This window comes from Microcoleus sp. BM001215392, from assembly GCF_036700185.1.
Taxonomy (GTDB): domain Bacteria; phylum Cyanobacteriota; class Cyanobacteriia; order Cyanobacteriales; family Microcoleaceae; genus Microcoleus.
On sequence record NZ_JAUBOJ010000021.1, the window covers coordinates 1 to 26458 of the forward strand.

Genomic DNA, 26458 nt, shown 5'->3' on the forward strand with positions numbered 1-26458 from the left:
AACTAATAACTTATCTGCGGTCATGCTTCGCCCTCCTCAAAAACCAGATGCACCCATTCGCGGACGTTGTTGGGAAGAGAACCCAATACGTTTAAGTAATTATATAAGCGGTCAGTCATACCTCATCTTTTTGACAAAGGCTATAGCTAGAAATTGTTCGTGGCGAGACACCCGGCTAGACTACTACACAATAAATTTTGTGTTTGTTTATAATACCATTACGATCGGGTGCGGATATGTAAAATTGTCGATATGTAGTTGAAATTTTTCGTAGCGACACACCCTACAACCAAAATCCCTCAATCTAAAATCTACAATCCAAAATCCAAAATCCTCTAAGCAAGTGAGGGGTCAAAGGTATAGGGGGTAATAACCTACTCCAATTAAATTTTTGATCGCAAAACTTGCGCCACAAATTCTCTCAACCAGCGGTATATTCGCGTCAGGTGCGCGATCGCTAGCTGGAGCGTTAGATTTCTGGCAAAAATCTCGCCAACAATAAAAAATTCATGCTTTAAAACGCATTAACCGCCCCTAGATTCAGTCCAGGAGCGATTTTGTCCGGGATCGGATCGTTGTGTTTGATAAAATGAGAAGTTATCCTTGCTGTAGCTGAATAATTAAGTAAGTAGGCGGATAGATAATGACAAGCACCAACAGCATTTTGAGTTACTTAGGCCCACAAGAAATTGAGGCGAATCAAGCCTCTGTCTTAGTTGGCAGTTTTGACAATAATCAAGTGGCGACAATCTCAGCAGCAGAAGGCTCAAATGCCCTAAAGGCTGGGATAAATTTATCGACAGGCATTTGGAACATTAGTTTAGAAAAAGGATTCGATAGCGTCGGTACTCGCACGGTGCAGGTGAAAGCAATTGATAAGACTGGCAAAGTTATCGGCGAACAAACAATTAATATCAAAGTTAATCCTGCTACTAATTCGTCGCAACAACTCTTGACGTTAATTACTGTCCAAGACACTCAATTAAAAGCGGGAACAGTGCCATCAGCCAGTCTCAACGATCGGCAAAAAGTGGCAGTACCAGCAGGTAAAATCTATCAAATTACCGACTACGAGTTAGAAGACGGACACCTTAACGTTCAACTAAATAATCCAATTTCTCCGCTGGGAAAGTCTGGCTTTTTCTACGAAAAACACGTACTTGTCAGCAAAGGCGCCAAAATCCTCATATTCGATCGCGCCGATTTGCCTGCCCCGCCGCCTGGAATGCAGTTGCTGTGGGTGAACAAGAAAACCTGGTTAAAGCGCAACCCCGCAGATTCGGCTACTTTAGGACAAAATCAAAAAGTCAGATTTTACCAGGGGGAAACTTTCAATATCTTCGGCTACGCTTGCGTAGAAAATCATTTTAGAGTCACCCTCGAACGCGCGATTCCCAACTTCGTAAACTCGGGATTTATGTACTCGCAGCACGTGCAAATTTTGCAAGACGGCAAGGGAATTTCTTTTGACAGAAATGCTGTTACCATGACTGTTATCAAAACTACTGCGTTTAAAAAGCGACTGGTGGATGCTGTCAACCTGCCATTACCAGAAAAAATTACTTTGCCGGCGGGAATGATTTACGGAATTTCCGGATTCTCGATCGAACAAGGTCACATTAAAGTGTCGCTGACTGAAAATTTGCCGCCCTTTGGCAATACGGGTTTCGTTTATCCCGATTTCGTGCAATTCAGTCGTGGTGGCAAATCTTTCAATCCGGCGCCGAATTTAACTTATCAAGGCCCGACAGAAGTTTTGGTCAATCAGTCGATCGCACTTTCAGGCACTTTTGACAAGCAAGAAGCAGCAAAAGTTGAGGTAATAGCTGAGGATAAACTGCCGCTAACCGTAACACTAAACCAGCAAGCAGGCACTTGGCAAGTGAATTTGCCCAAAGGATTTAGCATACCGGGAGCTCGCTGGCTGAGGTTGCGGGCAACTGATAGCAAAGGTAACATTACCGCCAGCCAAATAATTTATATTACCGTAAGTTCAGATCCGCTGACTGTCGGAAAAGATTTGAGCTTAAAGATAGTTTCCGACACTTGGTTTAAGGTAGCCCCGGTTGATGGTTCCCGCCTCAACAACCAGCAAAAAGTTCTTGTCAAAGCAGGTCAGACTTTGGCACTTAGCAAGTACGGATTTATTGACGGGCATCTCAAGGTGGTTCTGGATTCGACTATTTCTCCCATTGGCACTTTTGGCTATTTTTACGAACCAGACGTTCAGCTTGCCAAAGGTAAAAAAGTCCTGAAATTTGACCTAGCAGACGTGCCGAATAGCAACGGGAACGCTCAACTGTTGGTAACTCAAACAACTCTGATTAAAGGTCAACCAAAAGAATCATCGAAACTCCCTGCAAACCAGATTGCTGAACTAACTTTGGGCAGCACCTATGCCATCACTGGTTATGCCTGCATTTTGGGGCATTTTCGAGTAACTTTAGCCGAAGCTATTCCCGGTTTTGGCAATGTGGGATTTATCTATTGGCAGTCTGTTCAAATCAAGAAAAACGGCAAAGAAGTTCCCTTTGACCCGGATGCTTTGACGATGACAATGCTGCAACCAACTGTGTTTAAAAAACGCCCTGTAGATGCTGGCAAGCTGACCGCTACCGAGAGAACTACGCTGCCTTTAGGTCGAGTTTACGGTGTGGAAAGCTACGGCTTGGAAACCGATCACCTGAAAGTTTCTCTGACTGAAGAACTGCCAAATTTCGGCAATACAGGCTATGTTTTTCCGAGTTTTGTTCAGTTCAAGCGGGGAGATAAAATTTTCGATCCGGTTCCGAACAATGTGGAATTGAACGTGCCGTATTTTTCACAGCGGGACAATCCGCGTTTTGACTGGTCTACTTGCAATGTAACTGCGATCGCCATGGTGCTTTATTATTACGGCGTTCGTTCCAAGTATGGGGGACAGTTGGAGGATGAGTTGTTGCAGTGGTGTTTCGACTATGCCGGCCAGGGTTCTCAAACCGATCACAACGTACTGTCGGCGCTGATTCAGGCTTACGGGTTTAAGACGAGTTTTAGTGCGACTCGCAAATGGGCGGATGTGCGATCGCAATTGTTGAATCGGCGGCCGATAGTTTTAGCGGGAGATTTTACGGCGGCGGGTCACATTATCACTTTAATTGGCTACAATTCTGACGGTTATATCGTGCAAGATCCTTGGGGAGATGCACTCACCGGTTACAGCGATACTGAGGGGAGAAAGTTGATGTATCCCTACGGCTACATCAATCAAGTTGCGGGGCCTGATGGCAATGTTTGGGCGCATTTTATCTCGCGCTAAGGTTTTTAAGTGCGATCGAGATTGCGACAGTCGAGCGAGGTAGAGTTGGCAGTGCATTTGTATCAACTGAATACTGAAACCCTCTAGATACAACAATCCTAAATCATTCGTGTAAATTTGTAGGGGTAGCGCCTCCGTGCCTACCCCGTATCGAAGGGGTGCATCTCAATGAGTGCAGATATATTCGTAGGGGCGAAGCATGACCGCTGTAAATCTCTCGTTATCACTAATAAATTTTCTGCGGTCATGCTTCGCCCTTACAAAATCGGGATGCTCCCTATCGAAGCCTCGACCGCCCGCAACATTATTTAATAATTTGAGCTATTTTCAGGCGGCAATAATTTACATATATTTATGAAACAAATGTTAGGTTTGGTAGAAATTTTACACAATATAAAAAAAAGTCGATGAGAAGTCGATGAGAACTCACTCAAGTTCTCAAATAGCCACCTGATTTAATAAAAATACGGTAGAAAGTGCGATCGACCAGAAATTTTGCAGCATTCTCGATCGGCTGTAAAGTGGGTTCACCTCCTAATTCGCAATAATTCACCGCAAATACTGTACCGCAATATCCACACCAAGCCACGGTTCCGACGGGGGTTGCAAACCCCCGTCTCATAGCATAAGTCCTCTAAAAGAGGACTGAAAGACACATTTTTTTATAATTATTTTAAGGTTTTTTTCCAGTCGGTTTCAACCGACTTTTGCTATGAGACGGGGATTTAAATCACTCCTAGGATCTGCGGAAAAACCGATCGAATCGATCGAGGGACTATGTATCAATACATTTTTACCAAATCTTTACAGACTTTTATACAATCAACCGTTATTCTTGAGAAAATAAATTTTTTCATTTTTTTAACCGGCAGTAAGTGTGATGCCAAACTTAAATACTCAAGTTTCAGTCAGTGCGATCGCCTTTATCGATCGTCTTGTTGCAGATTACCAAAGTTTGATGGCCGGGGTAACACCGGGTACGGAAGTAGTGGTTTTGGATGGGGATAAGGATGCGATCGACCAAATTACCGAAGTTTTAGCTCTTCGCAGCAATATTGACAGCATTCACATCATTTCTCACGGTGCTCCGGGTAGCTTGCAATTGGGCAAAACCAGATTGTGTGCTGACAATCTGGAAGCTTATGCCGAGCAATTGCAGCAGTGGCGGAGTGCTTTAACTGTCGGTGCGGAGATTCTGATTTACGGTTGCAATGTCGCATCAGATTCTCGCGCTTGCCTCAAAGTCCGCCGGGGAATTAATTCCCCGTCTCATAGCGCAAGTCGGTTGAAACCGACTGAAAACAAGGCGGGTATTCAGTCCTATGAAGAGGACTTTCGCTATGAGACGGGGGTTGAAACGAACGGCGGAACCGATGAGTACGCGATCGATCGTAAATACGCCATAGACGATCGAGAATACGCCAAAGACGATCGACGGGCGATCGATAATCAATGTGCGATCGATAATGAATATGCGATCGATAATGAATATGCGATCGATCTCGAAAACGCAAAAGATCGTGAACGGGCGGTTGCTATATCTCGCATTTTCCCGAAAGTCCGCCGGGGAATTAATTCCCCGTCTCATAGCGAAAGTCGGTTGAAACCGACTGAAAACAAGACGGATATTCAGTCCTCGACCGAGGACTTTCGCGCTCGAACGGGGGTTGAAACGAACGGCGGAACCGGCGAACAAACGATAGATTTAGATCGAGACGGTTTCACCTTCATCCAGCGCATCGCCCAACTCACAAATACCAACGTTGCCGCCTCCAAAAACCTCACCGGAAATGCAGCAAAAGGTGGCGACTGGAAACTAGAAGCCACAACGGGGAAAATTGCAGCACCTTTAGCATTTCGGGCCGAAGTTCTAGCAGCATACAACCACGTCCTTGCCACCTTCAGTGAAGCCAGAAACTATATTGCGGGCCAAGGAAGGATTTCTGACATTGGTACGGGCGATTTTAATGGTGACGGTTTCCTCGACTTAGTAGTGCCAATGGGGCAACCCAACTTCCCAAAAGATCTTGTCATATTGTTGGGGACGGGTACTACGGGCAGCTTTGGTACTCCTATCAGCTTATTGAAGCCAGGTAAAGAGAATCCTACTGGCGTTACAGTGGGCGACTTTAATGGAGACGGCAAACTCGATTTAGCTGTAGCGAATGCTCAGTATCCAGGTATCGGCAATTTCGTTTCCATCCGGCTGGGGACGGGTACTGGCAGTTTTGGCAATCCTACCAACTTCGGTGAAGGGATAGATCATAATTCGATCGTAACCGGTGACTTTAATGGAGATGGCAAGTTAGATTTAGCCACAACTCCTAATCTCGATAACTTCATTTCAATACTTTTTGGAGACGGTACTGGTAGCTTTGGCACTGCCGTTAAGATTAATACACAAACACGCAAGTTTACTCTTGACACAGCCGACTTTAACGGCGATGGCAAACTCGATTTAGTCACGTCGAACTATGAAAAGACTAATAACATCTCCGTTTTCTTAGGAGATGGTAAAGGCAACTTTAACTCCCCCGTTAACCTTAACTCCCCCGTTAACCCTACCGCAGGGAGTGAGTTTCGCACTGTCGTCACAGGCGACTTTAATGGCGACAGCAAACTCGATATCGCCGCCAATAACAGCTTCGATCAATCTGTCTCAGTCTTCTTGGGAGATGGTACGGGTAATTTTGATACTGCTAACAACTTTAATGTCATAAATGGTCTAACTGGAATTCCCGAATCTGTGGTTGCAGGGGATTTTAACGGCGACGGCAAACTCGATTTAGCCACGTCTAACTACTTGACTAACTACCTTTCAGTCTTGTCAGGAGATGGTACGGGTAAATTTGGTAATCTCAGCAAATTTACAATCCCGGATACGGCAGCATATGTTTCTATGATTGCGAGAGATTTTAATGCTGACGGCAAGTTGGATATAGCTACAGCTTCCGGTCAAACTGTCTCGGTTCTGCTGAATACATCGAATACAGTTAATTTCGGTGCGGCAACTTACAGCAGCGTGGAAGGAACAACAGACACAGTAGTTAATATTCCCGTCAACATCACCGGTGGCACTCCCTTAAACGATGTAGTTGTGCCAATTCTCCTCGACTCCACTAGCACAGCCACCCAAAATACAGACTACACCTTTTCCCCTACTTCGATTACATTCCCCGCAGGTGCAACAGGTGACGCACTCACCAAGAATGTTGCAGTTACTATCAAGCCTGACAATCTCTCTGAAAACCCCGAAACTGTAATTTTCAACCTTGGCACAATTACCGGTGGCATTGCGGGCTTCACAAAAAAAACAACTCTAACTATTTCAGATCGAGTTTCTGTTGCTTATGCCATTACCGCCGATACTGCCACCATTGATGAAGGCAATAGCGGCAAAAAACCTCTAACTTTCACTGTGACTCGCAGCAACGTCACTAACGGGGCAAGTAGCGTCAAATATGCAATAGCAGGAACTGCTACCAACGGCAGCGATTATAACAATATCGGCGGCACTTCTGGGGCAAAAACTGCTACTGGCACGATTAATTTTGCGACAGGTGAAACATCAAAAACCATCACTCTGGATGTGTTGGGCGACACCACGGTGGAACCCGATGAAACTATTGCAGTCACCCTGTCAGATGCCACAGGTATTGCAGCGGTAACACCGACAATTACCGCTGATACCGCTACCACAACTATAATTAATTACACTGCACCAACACCAGTTACAACACCAACACCAGTTACAACGCCGACGCCAGTTACAACGCCAACACCAGTTACAACGCCGACCCCAGTTACAACGCCAACACCAGTTACAACGCCGACCCCAGTTACAACGCCGACGCCAGTTACAACGCCAACACCAGTTACAACGCCGACCCCAGTTACAACGCCGACCCCAGTTACAACGCCAACACCGATACTAATTGCAACACCAACACCAACGCCAACACCAACGCCAACACCAACACCAACGCCAACACCAACGCCTACACCAACGCCTACACCAACACCAATTACAACGCCAACACCAACGCCATTGGTAACGCCGACACCAAGTTCAACTGAAATTGATTGCATTTGCAATACTATTCAATATCCAAATTTGGATTTACCCAATGAAGCTGAAAATATTATCGCCAGCAATGGCAGCGGTAACATCCAGTTTGGTACTCCCGATAATGACGCTTTTTACGGCAGTTCAAATCCGAACATATTCGATGCGGGTTTCGGTAATGACAACTTATACGGAGGCGAAAACAACGATACTTTTTACGGGAATAAACAAAATGATTTTGTTAGCGGCGATCGGGGAAATGATACCCTGTCTGGTGGCAAAAATAATGACATCATTTTGGGCGGTGAAGGTGAAGATCTCATTTTTGGCGATCGGGGCAATGATTCAATCAATGGCAAGGAAGATAACGACTTACTTTTTGGTAATGAAGGTGCTGATTTTATCGACGGCGGTAAAGGCAATGATATCGGCTATGGGGGTGAGGGAAATGATATTATCTTTGGTAGCGAAGGTGAGGATAGTCTTTACGGTAACTTCGGAGATGATAGTATCTGCGGAGGTGCTGGCAATGATTTCTTAAACGGAAATCAAAATAACGATTTGCTAGACGGATGCCTTGGGAATGACACTCTTTATGGTGGCAATGGTAACGATACATTGCTGGGAGGTAGCGGTGATGATATTTTGTTTGGCAGTCGCGGTGATGACAGTTTGAATGGCGGTGATGGCACTGACCTTTTGTTCGGAGGTAATGGTGATGATTTGCTCACAGGGGGTTTGGGAAGTGATATTTTGTCAGGAGGTGCTGGGAATGATAAATTCTTGCTATCTACCAATTCTGGCATCGATACTATCTTGGATTTTGAGGATGGCAAAGATTTGCTAATACTCGCTAACAATCTCACTTTCTCGCAACTGTCAATTACTCAAGAAAACAGTTCAACTTTCATCCGTTTGTCCGCAAATAATCAGATTTTAGCCTCTCTGAATGGGGTATCTGCCAGCTTGATTAATGCAAGCAATTTCAACTTAGCTTAGAGTCTGATACTAAATTCGGGTTAGTCACCCCCTTTATTGTCTGTAGGGTGCGTCGCGAGTGAGATTTTTTTACATAGCGAAAATTGTTCGTGGCGACGCACCCTACTTCTACTAAGGTACGTAGTTGCGCGAAGAGCGCTCTTTATAAGTATTAGGAAAGAGCGCTCTTCGCGCAACTACGTACCTAATTTGTCTGACGACAATAAAACCGCCCTGCTTCTTAAGGGGGGTTAGGGGGGATCTGGGCCTAATCGTTAAACAACAGTCTCTGACTGGGTTTGACGTTAAGTTGACACTCTTGGAGTGTCCCTACGGCGATCGATCTAAAATCCATTTCAGCTAATTTTGCGCTTCATTTTGCGTTTCGCCGCACCCATACCTAAAAAGCTCAATCCTACTAAAGTACCGAACCAAGTAGAAGGTTCTGGTACAGCTTCTGCATTCTGAAACGAGGCTTTAATGGCGATCGCATCATTAGCGCACTCGGCAAACAAGTTAGCAATATAACTCCCAGAAGGGATGGCGGATTTATTGAAACTAAATCCGATTGTTTGAGAACCTACGGCATTAAATTGACGGAAATTCAGACCGAGAGTGCTCAAAGTTGCTGGAGTTAAAAAATTGATATCTGCAACTTTTGTACCCGTAGCAATTGAGTTGAGAACAGTCCAGTTTCCGTTTTGGTTAAGATACGGGTCAGTCGCTGCTAAATCGCCCATAGATGGAGTTCCGCCCTGAGATGCAACCGTCGTGTTGAATTGATTTAAATTGGTAAACCCAGAGTTAGTTTCGGTGACATTTTTAGCGGCAACATTGCTGTAAACGCCTGTTGTAGCGACTCCTGAGTCATTCCCGGCGGCAAAGCGAACGGCAAATAAGCTGCGATTTGCGTTAGCTGTATCGAAGTTTTGACCTGAAAAATTGAAGAACAAATCGCCGTAGTTGATGTTACCTCTGGCAGCGGCGCTGTCGGCATATCCGGCTAAACTGAGATTGGAATTGATGGCGACGAAGGCTGTATCTGATGTTTCTTTGACGGCGATGCCGTAAAATTCAAATTCGCCGCCGCCGATTTGGGGGCCTGTTACGCCGTCGTTGAAGGAGTCGATCGCATAATTCCAGCCGTTAGATAGGGTTGCTGCTGTAGCCTGTTGTGGCTGTAGTGCGATCGCTCCACAGACAACAGCCGCTGAGTAAGCCAAGTAAATGCTACTTTTAGCAATGAATTTCATAAAAGCTCCCTGATGACTGAGTTTAAAATTATTAAGTCTGCTAGCTCGATGCTCTTTATTTTTAGTAAATCACAGATTCCGGCAGATTTTCTTAAAGTTTTGGTAAAGCTTTTGTCGGGTGGATTGCGTAATCTCAACGAGGTAAAAAATAACCCAATAATACCCGTAAGTAAATAATAAACTCCCGCCACAACGAGCACAACATTACTCCAACGCATTACCCACACAGGTTTACTCAACAAAACCGAGCTTGCTTGAATAAACCTGCGAACAAACTAGCAAATAAAATTACCGCGGTATAACCCAAACCATAGCTAATCATTGGCACCGTACTGAGAAACGGCGAACTGCTACCAGCCACTGTTAATACCCCACACAGCACCGGAATCGCACAGGGAGAGAGATGTTATACCATTTATAAAAAATCTCGATCCAAAAAAAGCTCCTAGGTGCTGATTGTCACAAAATTTAGGCTAGCTGTGGCGACAATCATTTTCTCAAAATAGATTTTATTCGCCCATTATTTGTATAAATACAGTTCTGTTTCGCGGCCCGTCTAAGTCAAAAAATAACACAGATTGCCAAGTCCCTAGTGCTAATTTACCTTGAGTAACTGGAATTACTTCGCTGGTACTGAGTGTCATTGCCATCAGGTGAGAGTGAGCGTTGATCGGTTCGTCTGGTGGAACTATTCTTAAATGCAAGTCGTTGTGCAGGTATTTGTCGCCAGGAGGTGCTAATTTTGCCAAATATACTTTAATGTCTGCTAGCAATCTTTCTTCGTTTTCATTAATTGCTAGAGCTGTAGTCGTGTGTCTGGAAAATACTAGGACTTGTCCATTTTTTACGGCACTGCTGTCAAGAAGCTGGACAATTTGATCTGTGATATTATAAATCCCGATGCCGGATTCTGTGAATATTTCGATTGTTTGATTAATGATTTTCATAACTTGTCTGCGATCTCCAGCCCTGTTCAATAATTATAATAAAGAGTAAATTTTAAATCTAAAAATAGAATATCTCAAATCGATGCTCCTCTCTTTGGGCCGATCGCGCGTTTTAAGAACAGTCAAAAATCTTCCTGCAATATATCACAGCAGGCATCGCGGGTTCATTGTAACTCGGGCGGTGGTTTCTGCAATTGAAGCGCTGCACCAATCGAGCGAATTTTTCCTGACTCTTAACCTATCGCCGAGAGTTCGTTGACGATCTTGACTTTTCCCTTGAGCACCGATCGCAACAGGCGGTTGATTGAATGTCTGTCTTGCTCGTCGAGACAGTCATCCAAAACCGCGGCCATCAAACCGTAGCGATCGGCTAAAGTCAAACTCCCTGTATCGGTAACAGAGGCAAGTATTTCGGAAATAGCGCCGGGGATAAGTTGAACTAAAAACATGAGATGTTCCCTGAATTCGATACTTGTATCATCTCTCGTTCTCAAAAAATCAAGAGTGACCGTGGCATAGCAGAGAACGTGATGTTTTGAGGCTAAGTGTGTGATAGCCGTGGAGCTTATTGTGTGACGAGCGGCGCTTGAAGTCTGCGATCGCCGTCACAAAATTATTTTAGATCCTCGGGCTTGGGCCTCTGGCTTCCCAAATCTAAAGATTTATAGCGATTTTTAAGCTGTGCCGGTTTATTTACCCATTAGCCATGTATAAAACGCATTGCTGTGATGCGAAAACATCATACAAGTTAATATTTTGTAAAATTAGCTACGAATATTTACGGTCACGCCCTTTACATTAGTTCATAACAAAGGTGCATCGAAACCCAGCGATCGAACCATCGGTAGCAACTATAACCATAAATAGTTTGGCGGCCTTCGAGACAGCGCCCAGAAAAGCTCAAGTATACAGAAGACCAACAATGCTTAAAAGAAAGTCGCTCTAGTAACTAAATATACAGTTTTAAATCCATACGGTCATTAAGGTTAGCAGGAAACACACATTTTATGTTACAAGTCAATATCTCAAGGAATAAACCAGCACCGAGGGTAAACCGATGACCCAAACAGTAGAACCAAAAGCCAGCTTGAATAAGTTTGAAAAACTCAAAGCCGAAAAAGATGGCTTATCCGTCAAAGCTGAACTAGACCGCTTTGCCGAAATCGGCTGGGAAGCAATGGACGAAACCGATCGCGAGCACCGCCTCAAATGGCTCGGGATTTTCTTTCGGCCAGTAACTCCGGGCAAATTCATGATGCGGCTGCGGTTGCCCAACGGCGTCATTACCAGCAATCAAACTAGAACATTAGCAGAAATAGTACAGCGCTACGGCCCGGACGGCAGCGCCGACATCACCACCAGACAAAACTTACAACTGCGCGGAGTTCGGATCGAAGACGTGCCCGACATCTTCCGCCGCCTCAAAGAAGCGGGGATGACCAGCATTCAGTCTGGTATGGACAATGTGCGCAACATCACCGGTTCCCCAGTCGCGGGTTTGGATGCGGACGAACTGATAGATACGTGGGAATTGGCGAATCAAGTCCAAGACATGATTACCAATAGCGGCGAAGGCAACCCAGAGTTTTCAAATTTGCCGAGAAAGTTTAATATTGCGATCGCAGGCTGCCGAGATAACTCAGTCCACGCCGAAATCAACGACATCGCCTTCGTCCCCGCTTACTCTGACGGCAACATCGGCTTTAACGTTTTGGTCGGCGGCTTCTTCTCCGCCAAGCGCTGCGAAGCGGCAATTCCTCTCAACGTCTGGGCTAGTCCTAGCGATGTTGTGGATTTGTGCAGAGCCATTTTAACTGTATATCGCGATCGAGGCCCGAGAGCAAACCGCCAAAAATCCCGCTTGATGTGGCTGATTGACGAACTCGGTATCGAACAATTCCGCGCCGCCGTCGAACAACAAGTAGGCCGTACTTTGCCGAACGCCGCCGCCAAAGATGAAATCATCTGGGACAAGCGCGACCACATCGGCATCTACGCCCAAAAACAACCAGGGCTCAACTATGTAGGGTTGCACGTTCCCGTCGGACGGCTACAAGCAGCGGATTTGTTCGATTTGGCCAGAATCGCCGAGGTTTACGGCAGCGGCGAACTCAGGCTCACGGTCGAAGAAAACGCAATCGTCCCCAACGTTCCCGACTCGCGGCTGGAATCGCTGGTCAAAGAACCGCTGTTGCAGCGTTTTTCGATCGACCCCGCACCCCTGATGCGCGCCTTGGTTTCCTGCACCGGCTCGAAGTTTTGCAACTTCGCCCTGATCGAAACCAAAGCCCGTTCCGTCGCCATGATTCGGGAACTCGAAGCCGAACTGTCCGTTCCCAAACCGGTCAGAATTCACTGGACGGGTTGCCCCAATTCCTGCGCTCAACCCCAGGTAGCCGACATCGGTTTGATGGGTACAAAAGTTCGCAAGAACGGCAAAACCCTCGAAGGTGTGGACATCTACATGGGAGGCACAGTTGGCAAAGATGCTCATTTGGGTACTTGCGTTCAAAAAAGCATTCCTTGTGAAGACCTCAAACCAGTGCTGCATCAACTGTTAATCGAGCACTTTGGGGCTGTTCCCAATCAAGGGGATGTGGCTGCCCTCAACAGGCAACTGCAACTAACGGTTGAGAGGGATGAAACGGCTTTGGTGGCCAAACCTCAGACATCTACTGTCATTTTCGCTCGATCGGGCAAAGAAGTTGCTTGCAGCGAAGATGAGTTCATTCTCGACGTTGCCGAACGTGCCGGAATCGAACTCGAAAGCAGTTGCCGGTCGGGAACCTGCGGCACCTGCAAGCAGCAACTCCTAGAAGGCAAAACCGTCTACGACAGCCAACCCGACGCGGCCTCCGATTTAGAACCAGGGTTCATCTTAGCTTGTAGCGCGCGGGCGATCGGCAAAGTGTCGATCGACGCTTGAGCGCACAATGTGAGATGCTAGACCGCCAGACAGAATTATGTCTCACATCTCACATTCTCACAATCTCAAAGTACACAAACCATAATTCAAGACAAATGAGCAACCTTTCCAGAAGAAAATTCATCATCACCGCCGGAGCAACAGCAGCCGGTACCCTCCTCGCCCACGGTTGCAGTTCCGGTTCCACCACTTCTAGCGGAGGTGCCACCCCCGCAGCCGGTGGCGCATCACCCAGCGCCGCCCCAGCAGTCAACGTCAACCCCGCCGACGCCCCCGAAGTTACCGCAGCCAAAATCGGATTCATCGCCCTCACCGACTCAGCGCCCTTAATCATCGCCCAAGAAAAAGGGTTATTTGCCAAGTACGGCATGAAAGACGTACAAGTTACCAAACAAGCATCTTGGCCAGTTACTCGCGACAACTTAGAACTCGGTTCCGAAAAAGGCGGCCTTGACGGAGCTCACATCCTCTCGCCAATGCCTTACCAAATGACCTTAGGCACAATTACCAAAGGCAATCAACCAGTGCCGATGAACATTGTCGCCCGGTTAAATACTAACGGTCAAGCCATCTCCGTAAGCAAAAAATACCTAGATTTAAAAGTAGGTACAGACAGCAAACCACTCAAAGCAGCCCTCGCCAATCAAAAAATTGCTGTTACCTTTCCCGGTGGCACCCACGATTTGTGGATGCGCTATTGGTTAGCAGCCGGTGGCATCGATCCTAATACAGATGTTTCTGTTATTCCCGTACCGCCTCCTCAGATGGTAGCTAACATGAAATCCGGCAGCATGGAAGCATTTTGCGTAGGCGAACCTTGGAATGCCCAGCTCGTTACTCAAAAAGTTGGATACACCGCCTTAGTAACCGGAGAACTCTGGAAAGATCACCCAGAAAAAGCCTTAACTTTAAGAGCAGATTGGGTTGCCAAAAATCCTAAAGCTACTAAAGCAATTACAATGGCCGTACTGGAAGCCCAGCAGTGGTGCGATAAGCCAGAAAATAAAGATGAGATGTGCCAAATCATCTCTCAAGATAAGTGGTTGAAAGTACCACTTGCAGATATTGCAGGTCGCATGAAAGGTCAAATTGACTACGGTACCGGCCGAGTTGAAGCCGCTAGTTTAGTAGCAATGAAATTCTGGGCTGACAACGCATCCTATCCCTACAAGAGCCACGATGCTTGGTTCATCACCGAAAATATTCGCTGGGGTTATATGCCGGCAACTACCGACATCAAAGCCACGGTTGATAAAGTTAACCGCGAAGATATTTGGAAAGCAGCAGCGACAGCACTTGGTGTTCCCGCTGCCCAAATTCCTGCTACCAGTTCTCGCGGCGTCGAAACCTTCTTTGACGGCGTGAAATTTGACCCAGACAAACCAGAAGAATATCTGAAGGCTTTGACAATCAAGAAAGCATAATCGGAAACTCAACTGTGCTAATGGTTAACACCTTGAAATTAACCATTAGCCCGTAAATCGATTGAGGCTTTAAGACTGGGAATTTGGGATTTAAAACCAGCCTACAAAATAGCAGATTGTTCCCAAATTTCTAATTTCTAATCAGAGCATCTATAAACAATTATCCATTCAGAGCTAGTTCCTAACAGCAAATAGACAAATGGCAACCAACCTCTCTGTTTCTAAAAGTAAAAATCCAGCAAATTTCATTGTGGATTATTTTCACAAAAATAGCAAAAAAATTCTCCGCCCGCTAGTCGCGATTACAGTTCTGCTAGTAGTTTGGCAAATCCTCTGCCACGACCCCACATCCACCTTGCCCGGCCCGATTAAAGCAGTTCAAGAAAGCTGGAATTTGATTATCAATCCGTTCTTCGATAACGGTGGTACCGACAAAGGTTTATTTTGGCAATTAGCAGCCAGCTTGCAACGGGTGGCGATCGGCTTTACTCTAGCAGCAGTTCTCGGCATTGGTTTAGGAATATTAATCGGTACAAACTCTTTAATGTTCGATGCTTTAGACCCGCTGTTTCAAGTATTCAGAACAATCCCGCCCTTGGCTTGGCTACCGATCGCCCTGGCGGTATTTCAACAGTTCAATCCCTTTGAAGGCTTGGGGCTGAAAGCTAACGAAGTTTCAGCGCTTTTCGTAATCTTGATTACCGCAATCTGGCCGATTCTGATTAACACCACAGTCGGCGTTCAACAAATACCTCAAGACTACAGAAACGTCGCCCGCGTGTTGCGCCTCCCCAACCAAAAATACTTCTGGAAAATCTTGCTACCGTCTTCTGTTCCTTACATCTTCACAGGATTGAGAATTGGTATCGGTTTGTCTTGGTTGGCGATCGTAGCTGCGGAAATGTTAGTCGGTGGTGTCGGTATCGGCTTCTTCATCTGGGACGCTTACAACAGTTCTCGACTCAGCGCGGTGATTCTGGCGGTGCTTTATGTAGGAATCGTCGGTTTGATTTTAGACAGACTTGTAGGTTTCATCGCTTCCAAAGTTGTTCCTGAAGAACAAAAATAGAATTTGGGCATCGGGAATGGGGAATGGGGCATCGGGAATGGGGAATGGGCCAAACAGGGCAGAGGGCATGGGGAATGGGCCGGAGCTGGGCATAGTTAATAGTTAATAGTTAGTAGTTAATAGTTAGTCATTTCTCTAATAACAAATAACCAATAACCAATAACCAATGCCCTGCGCAAGCCAATGCCCCATCCCCAATGCCCTGCGCAAGCCAATGCCCAATGCCCAATGACCAATGCCCAAATTAAAAATCAGCATCTACAAAATACAAACTAACCTAAAAATATCATGTCAATACTTATTGAAGTAGATCACGTCGATCGCGTATTTAACTTGCCAAATGGCGAGCAATACATCGCTCTCAAAAATATCGAACTTAAAATTAAAAAGGGAGAATTTATCACCTTAATCGGACACTCCGGTTGTGGTAAATCTACACTGCTAAATATCATCGCCGGACTGGACACAGCAAGTCAGGGCGGGATCACTTTAGAAGGCCGCGAAGTCCGCGAGCCAGGCCCGGATAGAATGGTGGTGTTTCAAAATTACTCGCTGCTACCTTGGCTGACGGTGCGCGAAAATATTGCTCTAGCAGTAGATGAAATTTACAGCGGCAACTCCAAAGAAGACCGCGAGTTGGTAATCGAATACCACATAAAATTGGTGGGACTGGGGGCGGCAGCCAACAAACGTCCCGGCGAAATTTCTGGGGGGATGAAACAACGAGTTGCGATCGCCCGCGCCCTGGCAATTCGCCCAAAATTGCTGCTGCTAGACGAACCGTTCGGCGCCCTCGATGCTTTAACTCGCGGCGGTTTGCAAGACCAATTGATGAACATTTGCGAAGAAAGCAAAGTCACTAGCGTGATGGTAACTCACGACGTGGATGAAGCTTTGTTGCTGAGCGATCGCATTGTGATGCTGACCAACGGCCCGGAAGCGCAAATCGGACAAATTCTGGAAGTGAATATCCCCCGCCCGCGCAAGCGCATGGAAGTCGTCAACCATCCGAGTTACTACGCCCTGCGCAACGAAATGGTTTACTTCCTCAACCAGCAAAAACGGGTGAAACAGCGCCGGGCCAAACAACAAGCCCCAGCCGTAGTGATCGCCCGCAACGGCCTAGAAAAAGTCAACCTAGACATCGGCTTTATTCCCCTCACCGACTGCGCGCCCTTAGTCGTAGCCAAAGAAAAAGGATTCTTCAAAGCCCACGGCTTAGAAGAAGTCACCCTCGTGCGCGAACCTAGCTGGAAAGAAATTGCTAAAGGTATTGCCGAAGGACGGCTGGACGCGGCGCAAATGGTCGCAGGAATGCCGATCGCCATGCTGTTGGGCTTGGACGGCGCAGCACCGGTTCCCGTCAACAGCGCCTTAACCCTGTCCCGCAACGGTAACTCGATTATTTTCGGGAAACACCTCTACGACCAAGGTATTCGCACCTTAAAGGATTTCAAAGCTTCGATCGCCAAGACCCCGGATCAAGTACACACCTTGGGGATGGTGCACTCAGCCTCCATGCACAATCTGCTGTTCCGCTACTGGCTGGCCGCCGGCGGTATTGACCCCGACTTGGATGTAGCCTTGACCATGCTTCCTCCCCCGCAGATGGTATCGAACTTAAAAGCAGGAAACATTGACGGCTACTGCGCCGGCGACCCTTGGAACTCCAAAGCAGTCAACGACGGTACAGGTTTTGCGATCGCCCGTTCCCTGGATATTCTGCCCGGACACATCGAAAAAGTTCTCGGCGTTAGCGAAGATTGGGCTCAGAAATATCCTAAAACCCACGTCGCCCTCGTTAAAGCGCTTTTGGAAGCCTGCGAATATTGCGACGACCGCCGCAACCGCGAAGAAATCCTACAACTGATTTGTCAAGAACAATACATCGGCGCCGATCCCAAAGACATCCGTCCGGGGTTCCTCGACCCGTACAACTCAGGTACAGAGGCACAGCCCGAAATGCTCTACAATTTCAACCAGTTCTATGTTGACAAAACCAATTGTCCAGACCGCCTAGAAATGGTGTGGGTGATGGCGCAGATGGCCCGCTGGGGACTGATTCCGTTCCCGAAAAACTGGGTGGAAGTTGTCGATCGAGTTTTGCGACCCGATGTGTTCGGTCAAGCAGTACGCGAGTTGGGTTTGCCGGATATCGCCAGAGCCCGCCGGACGATCGAACTATTTGACGGCGCAGTCTTTAATGCCGACGACCCGATCGACTATCTTCAAAAAGTCAAAATCAAGCGCGGCGTCCGCATTGAAGAAATCTTAATTGAACAAATAGGCAGTCAGTGTTCCATCAGACAGCCAGCATAACTAACAGATAGGAAGAGGGAGTGAAGAGCAAGGAATCAGGAAACAAGACTCCACATTTCCCGCTTCCTAATTACCTCTTTTGCCAACCCTCAATCCTAAATTATCATGTCTAATCCCCCAAACCCTAAACCCAATCCTGAAAATATGCAAACTCTCAAAACGCCCCAAGCAACTAAAATTCAAACGGAAAAATCAGGCTTTTTGACTATTAAAGATGTATCAAAAGTCTACCCAAACCAGAAAGAACCCGAAAAACCTTTCGTAATTCTCGACGGTGTAAACCTGACGATTAATGAAGGCGAATTTATTTGTTTGATCGGTCACTCCGGCTGCGGCAAATCAACCTTGCTTAACATGATTGCCGGATTCAACGGGCCGACCAGCGGAGAAGTTGCTCTCGCAGGTGCGCGGATTACTGAACCAGGTCCCGATCGCATGGTGGTATTCCAAAACTACTCGCTGCTACCGTGGCTGACTGCGACTGAAAACATCCACCTCGGCGTTGAAACTGTTTACGCAGACAAGTCCGCAGAGGAACACGACAAGATCGTCAAAGATAACCTGGAATTAGTGGGTCTCACCGAAGCTTGCCACAAAAGACCGGGCCAGTTGTCCGGCGGTATGAAACAGCGGGTGGCGATCGCCCGCGCCCTAGCAACTCGCCCCAAACTGTTGATTTTGGACGAACCTTTCGGAGCTCTCGATCCGATTACCAGGGAAGAGTTGCAGGAAGAATTGCTGAAAATCTGGCGGGAGTACAAAATTACGATCGTGATGATTACTCACGATATTGATGAAGCTTTGTTTTTAGCCGATCGGATCGTAATGATGACCAACGGCCCTGCTGCATCGATCGGCGAAGATGTGCACATTCCCTTCAGCCGTCCCCGCAACCGCACGCGGATTATGGAAGACCCGAAATACTACGAACTGCGCAACTTTGCTTTAGAGTTCCTATTCTCTCGCTACGCCCACCACGAAGAGGATACAACAGAGTCGGCTCTCGCTCCCGTCGTCCTGCCATTACCCGCTAGCAAAAAGCCAGGGGCTACTGCTGACAAGCCTATGCCGCCGGTATCCTTTGTGCCTCACGCTGCACAACCCATAGAAGCCTCGCCAATCAAAGGCGCCGTCCTAGCAATTTCGTGGTCGATCGCCATGGCGACTTTAGCTGCTGTCAATACATCTGCTGTTTCCAGCCAACTCAAGCAAGCCAAGATAGCAGCAACTACACCGGCACCAACCGCGACGGCGGTTGTCAGTTCTCCCCCCAGCCCTGCACCGATTGTTGCTAGCCCCGCACCGACGGCGGCTGCAAGTCCTGCATCAATTGTTGCAAGCCCCGCACCGACGGCTGCAAGTCCTGCACCGATTGCTACTGCAAGTCCTGCATCGATTGCTACTGCAAGTCCTGCATCGATTGCTACTGCAAGCCCCGCATCGATTGCTACTGCAAGTCCTGCATCGATCGCTACTGCAAGCCCCGCATCGATCGCTAGCCCAGCACCGAGTGCTGTTGCAAAAACAGCCAGCCCAGCACCGAGTGCTGCTGCAAGTCCAGTCGCCGCATCTACTGGACTCAGTAGTTCCGCTTCCGGAATTTCTGACAAAGCCGAACTCGATGCGATCGGAAACCAGCTATATGCACAAATTGACCAAAATTGGAAGACAAATCCGACATTTACCCAAAGTTTGACTTATCGGGTCAAAGTGAAACAAAACGGCGATATCGTACAGTTCGAGCCCACAAATAAAGCAGCTAAAGATTTCGTCAAAGAAACTCCTCTGCCGGTTTTGCAAGCGACCGCCGGTGCCGCAGCAGGCGCTCAAAAAACTGCTGATTTCCAAGTAACTTTTAGCCCCACCAACGGTGGCGTATTTGAAGTTAAAGCAGCGAAGTAGTAACTTATACCTTTTTCGATTTTGGATTGGGAATGAGATCGCCCGCGGCTCCACTAATGTAAAAGTGGTTTGATTGTTCCGAATGCAATTCCTTGTTCCTGAGAAATTACATTCGGAACGCTCAAACCAATCTTAGTATGGTCGTTTGTTGCGGACATGATACGATAGCCTAACCCTCGATTCTTTAGTCTGCTTGAAGCAGACAGAGTTTGTGGTTGAAACCGCCACTAAATCCAGGGGTCGCTAACACCGAATTTGGTATAACAAGAGTTAGGTCTTATTCCCTATGTTTGAGGGGGGATTTAGGATCGGGGACAAGCTGGCTATAATGTAGAGCGATCGCGAATTTTAGTCAGGTAGCGGTTAATTTAGAATCAGGGTATTTTCCGCTTATGTAAAGCATTTTTGCGGTAATTTGGTAATTTTTGATACATTATTGGCCGGAGCCCTCTGTTGCGACTATAATGACGAATTACGAATTATCCATTAGCTTTCAAAAATTAGCATCTAAAATCACCAGATGGAAACTATAAAAACTCTTTGCCCTTACTGCGGTGTAGGTTGCGGTCTAGAAGTTGTTCCCGACAAAAAACAAACTTGGAAAGTTCGGGGCGATCGCAATCACCCATCCAGCCAGGGTATGGTTTGTATTAAGGGAGCAACGGTAACAGAGTCTATTCGGAGCGATCGGTTACTTTATCCGATGATGCGAGAGACTCTCGACCAACCGTTCCGCCGTGCTAGTTGGGACGAAGCTCTCGATGCCATTGTTAACCGCATCCAGACAATTCGCAGCAGCAGCGGCCCTGACGCTCTGTGTGTTTACGGTTCCGGTCAATTCGCTACAGAAGATTATTATATTGCTCAGAAACTGATCAAAGGTTGTCTGGGCACTAATAATTTTGATGCGAATTCTCGCTTGTGTATGTCCTCAGCAGTTTCGGGATACGTTCAAAGTTTTGGCTCGGACGGGCCGCCTTGCTGTTACGACGATTTAGAGTTAACAGATTGCGCTTTTATTATCGGCAGCAACACAGCAGAATGTCATCCAATTGTATTTAATCGATTAGCAAAGTACCACAAAAAAAACCCCAATGTCAAGATGGTTGTGGTAGATCCGAGGCGGACTCCGACTGCTGAAGCTGCCGATTTACACTTGGCAATTAAACCGGGGACGGATATAGATTTACTCAACGGAATTGCGTATTTGCTGTTGCGAAAACGGGCAATAGATCCGGAGTTTATTGAACAATGCACGGCAAATTTTGCAGTTTTTGCTGAAGTTATCAGCAGCTACACGCCGGATTTTGTAGCCTCGCGCTGTGGCATTACTGTCAGCGAGTTAGAAACGGCCGCCAACTATTGGGAACAGTCGCAGCGGGTTTTGTCTCTGTGGTCGATGGGCATCAACCAATCCTCCGAAGGTACCGCAAAGGTGCGATCGCTGATTAATTTGCACTTGATGACAGGTCAAATCGGCAAACCAGGATGCGGCCCGTTTTCCCTGACGGGCCAGCCCAATGCCATGGGAGGCCGGGAAGCGGGAGGACTTTCTCATTTACTCCCGGGCTACCGCTTTATCAAAAATGTCGAACACAGAACCCAAGTCGAGGAGTTTTGGGGCATCGCACCGGGCAGTATTTCTCCCAACCCCGGCCGCAATGCTTGGGAAATGATTACGGGTTTGGAAACTGGTGATGTAGAGTTGCTGTGGATTGCAGCCACCAATCCCGTGGTGAGTATGCCGGATTTGGAACGCACAAAAGCTGCTTTGCTGCGATCGCCCTTTACGGTTTATCAAGAAGCATACTATCCCACAGAAACCTCAGCCTACGCTCACATCTTGCTGCCGGCAACCCAGTGGAGCGAAAAAACCGGAGTGATGACCAATTCAGAACGCCGCGTGACCCTTTGTCCCGGTTTCGACGCACCCTCCGGGGAAGCGCGCGACGACTGGAAGATTTTCGCAGAAGTCGGCCGCCGGTTGGGTTTTGCCGAACACTTTGCTTTCGACAGCAGCGCTGACATATACAAAGAGTACGTCCAGTTGACAGCGGGCAGACCTTGCGACATGACAGGCCTCAGCCACGAGTATTTGCGCGGACACGGCCCGCAGCAGTGGCCGTGTCCCGAAAATGAGCCTCCGCATCCAGCCAGCGAAGCGAAACGGCTGTATACTGACAGGCGTTTTCACACTCCCGACGCCCGGGCGAGATTTTCGGCATATCACTCGCGGGGACTAGCTGAACCTCCCGATCCTAGCTATCCGTTTGTATTGACGACGGGGAGAGTTTACGGGCACTGGCACACAATGACGCGCACGGGGAGAACCGACAAAATTAATCAATTGCACCCGCAACCATTTTTGGAAATTCACCCTCGGGATGCTGCTAAATTGCAGATCAAGGAGGGTGATTTGCTAGAAGTGCGATCGCGCCGCGGCAAGGCGCAGTTTCCAGCAAAAATCACCAAGGCGATCGCCCCTGGTACGCTATTTGTACCAATGCACTGGGGTTCACTGTGGGCAGAATCGGCTGAAGCCAATGCCATGACTCATGCTGCAAGCTGTCCGGACTCCAAACAGCCCGAGTTAAAAGCTTGTGCGGTGCAGTTGGTACTCGTGGGCGCAGAAACTGGGCCCGAAGTTGTCGCAGAAGTTGGGGAATTTAATTGGGCAAAATCCACCGTCACAGTCTCGAATTGAGCTAATGTCCAATTTGACCTCGGTTTCTTGCCACAGACTCGCATAAAATCCTTGTGGTTTGTCAAGAAACCCGGTTGCTGGGCTATTGCTGCGATCGAATATCAGGGCGCTATACAGTTCGTCAAAACCTGTCCGAGCCATTTTGAGCTGTTATCCACGCTACATAATAAATCTCCCATCCAAAATTCGCAATTTCGCTTTTTGATTTGATAATTGACAATGACTTACTGCATAAGGGTTTGGAGTTATTTCGCCCAGGAATTCAAAGTTGGGAAACGATCGCATCAAAAATCGAAAATCGTTATGGGATGGCGCAGTCCCTCGCAAAACCAGGCAATAAAAAAAATAAATGTATTTACAATCAGTTTTTCCTGCTTGAGGCTGGGTTTTTCCTTCTTCCTTGCTTCAGTTTTTTAGCCTCCCACCCTAGCCCAAGCGCCTTCTTGTTCTTTTTAATGAATGGGCGGATCAGAAAATTGCAGTTTGCACCTATAGGTGCTATGATATTTTTATAAGGCTTTATTTTCGGCAGTACAGTTCGTTCGATCGGCGTTCCTCCGGATTTAAATCTCTACAACCTCGATTCTGGAGAATGTTCAATGTCAATCTATGTCGGCAATTTATCCTACGAAGTAACGCAGGAGCACCTCAGCCAGACTTTTGGAGAATACGGCACAGTAAAGCGCATTCAATTGCCTGCTGACCGCGAAACAGGTCGGATGCGTGGCTTCGCTTTCGTAGAAATGTCTACTGAAGCAGAAGAAACCGCAGCCATTGAGGCTCTTGACGGTGCTGAGTGGATGGGTCGCGACCTCAAGGTCAACAAGGCAAAACCCCGTGAAGAACGTGGTTCTTCCAACAGCGGTAACTGGGGTAACAACGACCGCTCTTCTCGCCGTTACTAAACCCACCCAAGCTAAATTTTTAGCTTGATCGTATATTCAACTGGTAGAAAGCGGAGTCAACAATCGTTATTTGTTGAAAATAGATAGTTAGTTCTGCGATCGTACCACGCGTGATAGTCCTCAAAATATTGCTAGACAATAGTTTGAGGCTTTTTTGTGGCAAAATGCGGTCTAGAACTCGACCGCGGGCCATAAATTCCTAGCTGACGCCAAAAACTGCAAAATCAACCCTCACCGAAAGCCACCTTCCCTACAGCGCGGGTAAGGAACCAAAAAAACCAACCACAGAGTTTCGGGATTGCCAAGTGTACCGAACGATGACAGAATCATCAATAAATGAATGATGAGTAAGTCACGGGTATGCTGAAAAAACTATTTAGACAAATTTATAAGTCAGGCAGTGATCAAAATTTTTTGCATTTTACAGAAAATGTAGAAGTCATAATATCGAAAATTCTATCACTGGCGATGATTGTGGTAATTATCGTCAGTGTTTGTGATTTGATGATTTTTTTAGCAAAAGAATTGTTTAATGACCACGAGACTTTTTTGTTAAAAGATACATTATTTGTCATATTTGGGTTATTTTTAAATGTTTTAATTGCTCTGGAAATCTTGGAAAATATTACCGCTTATCTGAAAAAGCACGTAATTCAAGTAGAGCTAGTTATTGTAACTTCTTTGATAGCAGTATCTCGAAAAATTATCATTCTCGACCTAGAAAAGAAAACCGCAGCCGACTTGATTGGTTTAGCAGCGGCAATTTTCGCACTTTCCATCAGTTACTTGATAGTTAGGTTTGCGAATAAAGAAAAAGATTAATATTGATCGTTAGTGCTGTCGAGAGTTCGCGAACGTCCAACGTCATTAGTTATTAGTGCTGTCGAGAACTCGCGAACGTGATTAGTGATTGGTCATATCAATTCCGTCAAGCCGAGGAATCATTCATCTCTCTCCGATCTCGCTCCGCGTCAAGAGCGTCAAGAGCGGTTAAATCACCTGACGATACAACCCGAATTGATCTCATTAGTCATTCGGAATTGGGAATTGTTAATAACTCAGACCCACTCAGGCTTGGCTTGAAGAATCATTCGCTTTATTTTCTAGAAGAATGGGCGGTTTCAACCGCCATCTTATCTAGATGTCTTCCAACAAACCAGGCGGCGGGACAATTTCAATTCTGCCTTGTTCCAAGTCAACAACTGGCACAATCTCTTGCACAAAAGGAATCAAAATTTTAGTAGATTTAGGCTCTTTAACGCGAATTTTCCGTGGTTTGCGGGTATTTCTGGGATCGGCGTTTGCTGTGGGAGTTTCAGGCCGTTTTGGCTTAGACATTTCTGGGGGGACAACTTCCGGCGCTGTGAGATTAGTTTCTACCTCTAAAAGGTCGTTACCTGCGGGAATAATATCACTTACCTTACCCAAGATTTCGCCGGTTAACTGGTTAAAAACTTCCATACCGATCAAATCTTGGACGTAAAACTCATCAGGTTCGAGGTAAGGTCGATCGCCCTTTTCGATGAACAACTTGCAGCCCCGCAGCGCCTCAGCACCATCGCGGTCTTCAATACCCTCCACCTCTACAGCATACAACCCTTTGCCCGGAATGTAGCGACCGCCCAAAAACTCGATCGGCTCCGGTTCAGTTTTTTTAGGGCGTAAAAGCCACCGCTTCCCCGGCTCAATAAACCTTTCCGGGAAATCAGAATCGGGATAAACTCGCAATTCCCCGTATAAACCTTGAGCTGCTACAATTGTACCGATTTCTATCCACTCAGACATAGATTATATTACTCAAATTGCTAATAATTAGTGATTAGTCAGTAGTCAGTAGTCCTGCCGTCCTGCCGTCCTGCCGTCATTGGTGATTGGCCATTAGGCAATTCTCACCTTCTCCCCCTATTCCTTCTTCTTTTACACCAACCCCGTCCTCAGCGCCACAACTGCTGCTTGCACGCGATCGTCCACAGCCAACTTATTCATAATACCGCGAACATGAGTTTTAATAGTATTTGGACTCAAATAAAGCGCTGCTGCTATTTCCGGGTTGCTGTTACCTTCCACCATTAATCTTAACACCTCCAATTCCCGCTGTGACAACTGACCAAAAGTAGTTGTAGAAGCAGGAATTGGGGGTTTAAGGTGTTCGATCACAGTCCTGGCAATTTGAGGGTCAAGATATGTAGCACCCTCAGCAGCCGCTGCAATCGCCGCTAACAGCCTGTCTATAGAAGCACCTTTGATACAATAAGCATCAGCACCGCTAGAAAGAGCAGCAATAATTTCAGTTTCTGCCGTGTGAGAAGTTAACATTACCACTCTAACGAACGGCAGTTGTGCTTTAATTTGCTGCGTCGCTGCTATGCCATCGAGTCGCGGCAAACCAATATCCATCACAATAATATCAGGTTTGAGTTTCAGTGCCGCTGCTACACCTAAATAACCGTCTTCTGCTTGTCCTACTATTTCTATTTCTGGGGAATCGGCTAAAACTTGCTCTAATCCCAGTTGCATCATCGGATCGTCTTCAACAATTAAAATTCTCATTGTGATTGGTTATTTGTTAAGAGTTATTTGTGATTGGTTATTTGTTACTGGTTATTTGTTACTGGTTATTTGTTACTGGTTATTTGTTACTGGTTATTTGTTACTGGTTATTTGTTA

General features: G+C 46.8%; 17 protein-coding genes and 1 pseudogene. 12 read left to right on the plus strand and 6 right to left on the minus strand.

Annotation, left to right across the window (positions count from 1 at the left end; all coding sequences use genetic code 11):
- The first annotated feature begins 643 nt into the window (after positions 1-643).
- On the plus strand, positions 644-3298 hold the full coding sequence (locus tag QT974_RS04330) for a C39 family peptidase (RefSeq protein WP_333467290.1): 2655 nt from the start codon (positions 644-646) through the stop codon (positions 3296-3298).
- A gap of 430 nt (positions 3299-3728) precedes the next feature.
- Here QT974_RS04330 and QT974_RS04335 read toward each other — a convergent pair whose 3' ends face one another.
- Positions 3729-3920: a hypothetical protein gene (locus tag QT974_RS04335; protein ID WP_333467291.1), complete on the minus strand. Its 192-nt coding sequence runs from the start codon at positions 3918-3920 to the stop codon at positions 3729-3731.
- Between the two features lie 258 nt (positions 3921-4178).
- Between QT974_RS04335 and QT974_RS04340 the strand changes: the two genes are divergently transcribed.
- Positions 4179-8363, plus strand: coding sequence for a DUF4347 domain-containing protein (locus QT974_RS04340; protein ID WP_333467292.1), 4185 nt, complete (start codon positions 4179-4181; stop codon positions 8361-8363).
- Between the two features lie 335 nt (positions 8364-8698).
- Here QT974_RS04340 and QT974_RS04345 read toward each other — a convergent pair whose 3' ends face one another.
- The 3 genes from QT974_RS04345 to QT974_RS04355 form a co-directional block, all read right to left on the minus strand.
- Positions 8699-9595, minus strand: coding sequence for an XDD3 family exosortase-dependent surface protein (locus QT974_RS04345; protein ID WP_333467293.1), 897 nt, complete (start codon positions 9593-9595; stop codon positions 8699-8701).
- A gap of 509 nt (positions 9596-10104) precedes the next feature.
- A complete protein-coding gene (locus QT974_RS04350) occupies positions 10105-10542 on the minus strand; it encodes a secondary thiamine-phosphate synthase enzyme YjbQ (protein WP_333467294.1) in 438 nt (145 codons plus the stop codon).
- A 233-nt stretch (positions 10543-10775) separates the two neighbouring features.
- Positions 10776-10991, minus strand: a complete 216-nt coding sequence (locus QT974_RS04355) for a hypothetical protein (protein WP_333467295.1) — start codon at positions 10989-10991, stop codon at positions 10776-10778.
- Positions 10992-11599: 608 nt separating this feature from the next.
- Between QT974_RS04355 and QT974_RS04360 the strand changes: the two are divergent.
- The 10 genes and pseudogenes from QT974_RS04360 to QT974_RS04405 form a co-directional block, all read left to right on the plus strand.
- Positions 11600-13126: pseudogene (locus QT974_RS04360) on the plus strand (ferredoxin--nitrite reductase); the annotation flags it as partial.
- A gap of 69 nt (positions 13127-13195) precedes the next feature.
- The gene (locus QT974_RS04365; RefSeq protein ID WP_333467313.1) at positions 13196-13468 is read left to right on the plus strand and encodes a 2Fe-2S iron-sulfur cluster-binding protein; all 273 of its coding nucleotides are present in this window, start codon (positions 13196-13198) and stop codon (positions 13466-13468) included.
- A gap of 95 nt (positions 13469-13563) precedes the next feature.
- Entirely contained in the window at positions 13564-14892 is a 1329-nt protein-coding gene (locus tag QT974_RS04370) for a CmpA/NrtA family ABC transporter substrate-binding protein (RefSeq protein WP_333467296.1), read from the plus strand.
- 199 nt (positions 14893-15091) lie between these two features.
- Positions 15092-15961, plus strand: coding sequence for a nitrate ABC transporter permease (gene ntrB, locus QT974_RS04375; RefSeq protein ID WP_333467297.1), 870 nt, complete (start codon positions 15092-15094; stop codon positions 15959-15961).
- Between the two features lie 288 nt (positions 15962-16249).
- Positions 16250-18280, plus strand: coding sequence for an ABC transporter ATP-binding/substrate-binding protein (locus tag QT974_RS04380; RefSeq protein WP_333467298.1), 2031 nt, complete (start codon positions 16250-16252; stop codon positions 18278-18280).
- A gap of 105 nt (positions 18281-18385) precedes the next feature.
- Positions 18386-20182 carry a nitrate ABC transporter ATP-binding protein gene (locus QT974_RS04385; RefSeq protein ID WP_333467299.1) on the plus strand — a complete coding sequence of 599 codons (1797 nt, stop codon included), beginning with the start codon at positions 18386-18388 and terminating at the stop codon, positions 20180-20182.
- A gap of 520 nt (positions 20183-20702) precedes the next feature.
- The gene (locus QT974_RS04390) at positions 20703-22886 is read left to right on the plus strand and encodes a molybdopterin oxidoreductase family protein (protein WP_333467300.1); all 2184 of its coding nucleotides are present in this window, start codon (positions 20703-20705) and stop codon (positions 22884-22886) included.
- A 206-nt stretch (positions 22887-23092) separates the two neighbouring features.
- Entirely contained in the window at positions 23093-23401 is a 309-nt protein-coding gene (locus QT974_RS04395; protein WP_333467301.1) for a hypothetical protein, read from the plus strand.
- Between the two features lie 84 nt (positions 23402-23485).
- A complete protein-coding gene (locus QT974_RS04400) occupies positions 23486-23791 on the plus strand; it encodes an RNA recognition motif domain-containing protein (RefSeq protein ID WP_106151106.1) in 306 nt (101 codons plus the stop codon).
- Between the two features lie 360 nt (positions 23792-24151).
- Complete coding sequence (locus QT974_RS04405) at positions 24152-24613, plus strand: phosphate-starvation-inducible PsiE family protein (protein WP_333467302.1); 462 nt, start codon at positions 24152-24154, stop codon at positions 24611-24613.
- 315 nt (positions 24614-24928) lie between these two features.
- Here the strand turns inward: QT974_RS04405 and rimM are convergent, their stop codons facing one another.
- Positions 24929-25576 (minus strand): ribosome maturation factor RimM, encoded by a 648-nt coding sequence (gene rimM, locus QT974_RS04410; RefSeq protein ID WP_333467303.1) that lies wholly within the window; start codon positions 25574-25576, stop codon positions 24929-24931.
- A gap of 132 nt (positions 25577-25708) precedes the next feature.
- Positions 25709-26341, minus strand: a complete 633-nt coding sequence (locus QT974_RS04415) for a response regulator transcription factor (protein WP_333467304.1) — start codon at positions 26339-26341, stop codon at positions 25709-25711.
- Positions 26342-26458 lie beyond the last annotated feature (117 nt).

Coding starts and splice junctions, on each gene's coding strand:
- QT974_RS04390 (WP_333467300.1), top strand. CDS start 20,703: ATGGAAACTATAAAAACTCTTTGCCCTTACTGCGGTGTAGGTTGCGGT.
- QT974_RS04405 (WP_333467302.1), top strand. CDS start 24,152: ATGCTGAAAAAACTATTTAGACAAATTTATAAGTCAGGCAGTGATCAA.
- QT974_RS04350 (WP_333467294.1), bottom strand. CDS start 10,542: ATGAAAATCATTAATCAAACAATCGAAATATTCACAGAATCCGGCATC.
- QT974_RS04370 (WP_333467296.1), top strand. CDS start 13,564: ATGAGCAACCTTTCCAGAAGAAAATTCATCATCACCGCCGGAGCAACA.
- QT974_RS04355 (WP_333467295.1), bottom strand. CDS start 10,991: ATGTTTTTAGTTCAACTTATCCCCGGCGCTATTTCCGAAATACTTGCC.
- QT974_RS04380 (WP_333467298.1), top strand. CDS start 16,250: ATGTCAATACTTATTGAAGTAGATCACGTCGATCGCGTATTTAACTTG.
- QT974_RS04415 (WP_333467304.1), bottom strand. CDS start 26,341: ATGAGAATTTTAATTGTTGAAGACGATCCGATGATGCAACTGGGATTA.
- QT974_RS04330 (WP_333467290.1), top strand. CDS start 644: ATGACAAGCACCAACAGCATTTTGAGTTACTTAGGCCCACAAGAAATT.
- rimM (WP_333467303.1), bottom strand. CDS start 25,576: ATGTCTGAGTGGATAGAAATCGGTACAATTGTAGCAGCTCAAGGTTTA.
- QT974_RS04400 (WP_106151106.1), top strand. CDS start 23,486: ATGTCAATCTATGTCGGCAATTTATCCTACGAAGTAACGCAGGAGCAC.
- QT974_RS04385 (WP_333467299.1), top strand. CDS start 18,386: ATGTCTAATCCCCCAAACCCTAAACCCAATCCTGAAAATATGCAAACT.
- QT974_RS04335 (WP_333467291.1), bottom strand. CDS start 3,920: ATGAGACGGGGGTTTGCAACCCCCGTCGGAACCGTGGCTTGGTGTGGA.
- QT974_RS04340 (WP_333467292.1), top strand. CDS start 4,179: ATGCCAAACTTAAATACTCAAGTTTCAGTCAGTGCGATCGCCTTTATC.
- ntrB (WP_333467297.1), top strand. CDS start 15,092: ATGGCAACCAACCTCTCTGTTTCTAAAAGTAAAAATCCAGCAAATTTC.
- QT974_RS04345 (WP_333467293.1), bottom strand. CDS start 9,595: ATGAAATTCATTGCTAAAAGTAGCATTTACTTGGCTTACTCAGCGGCT.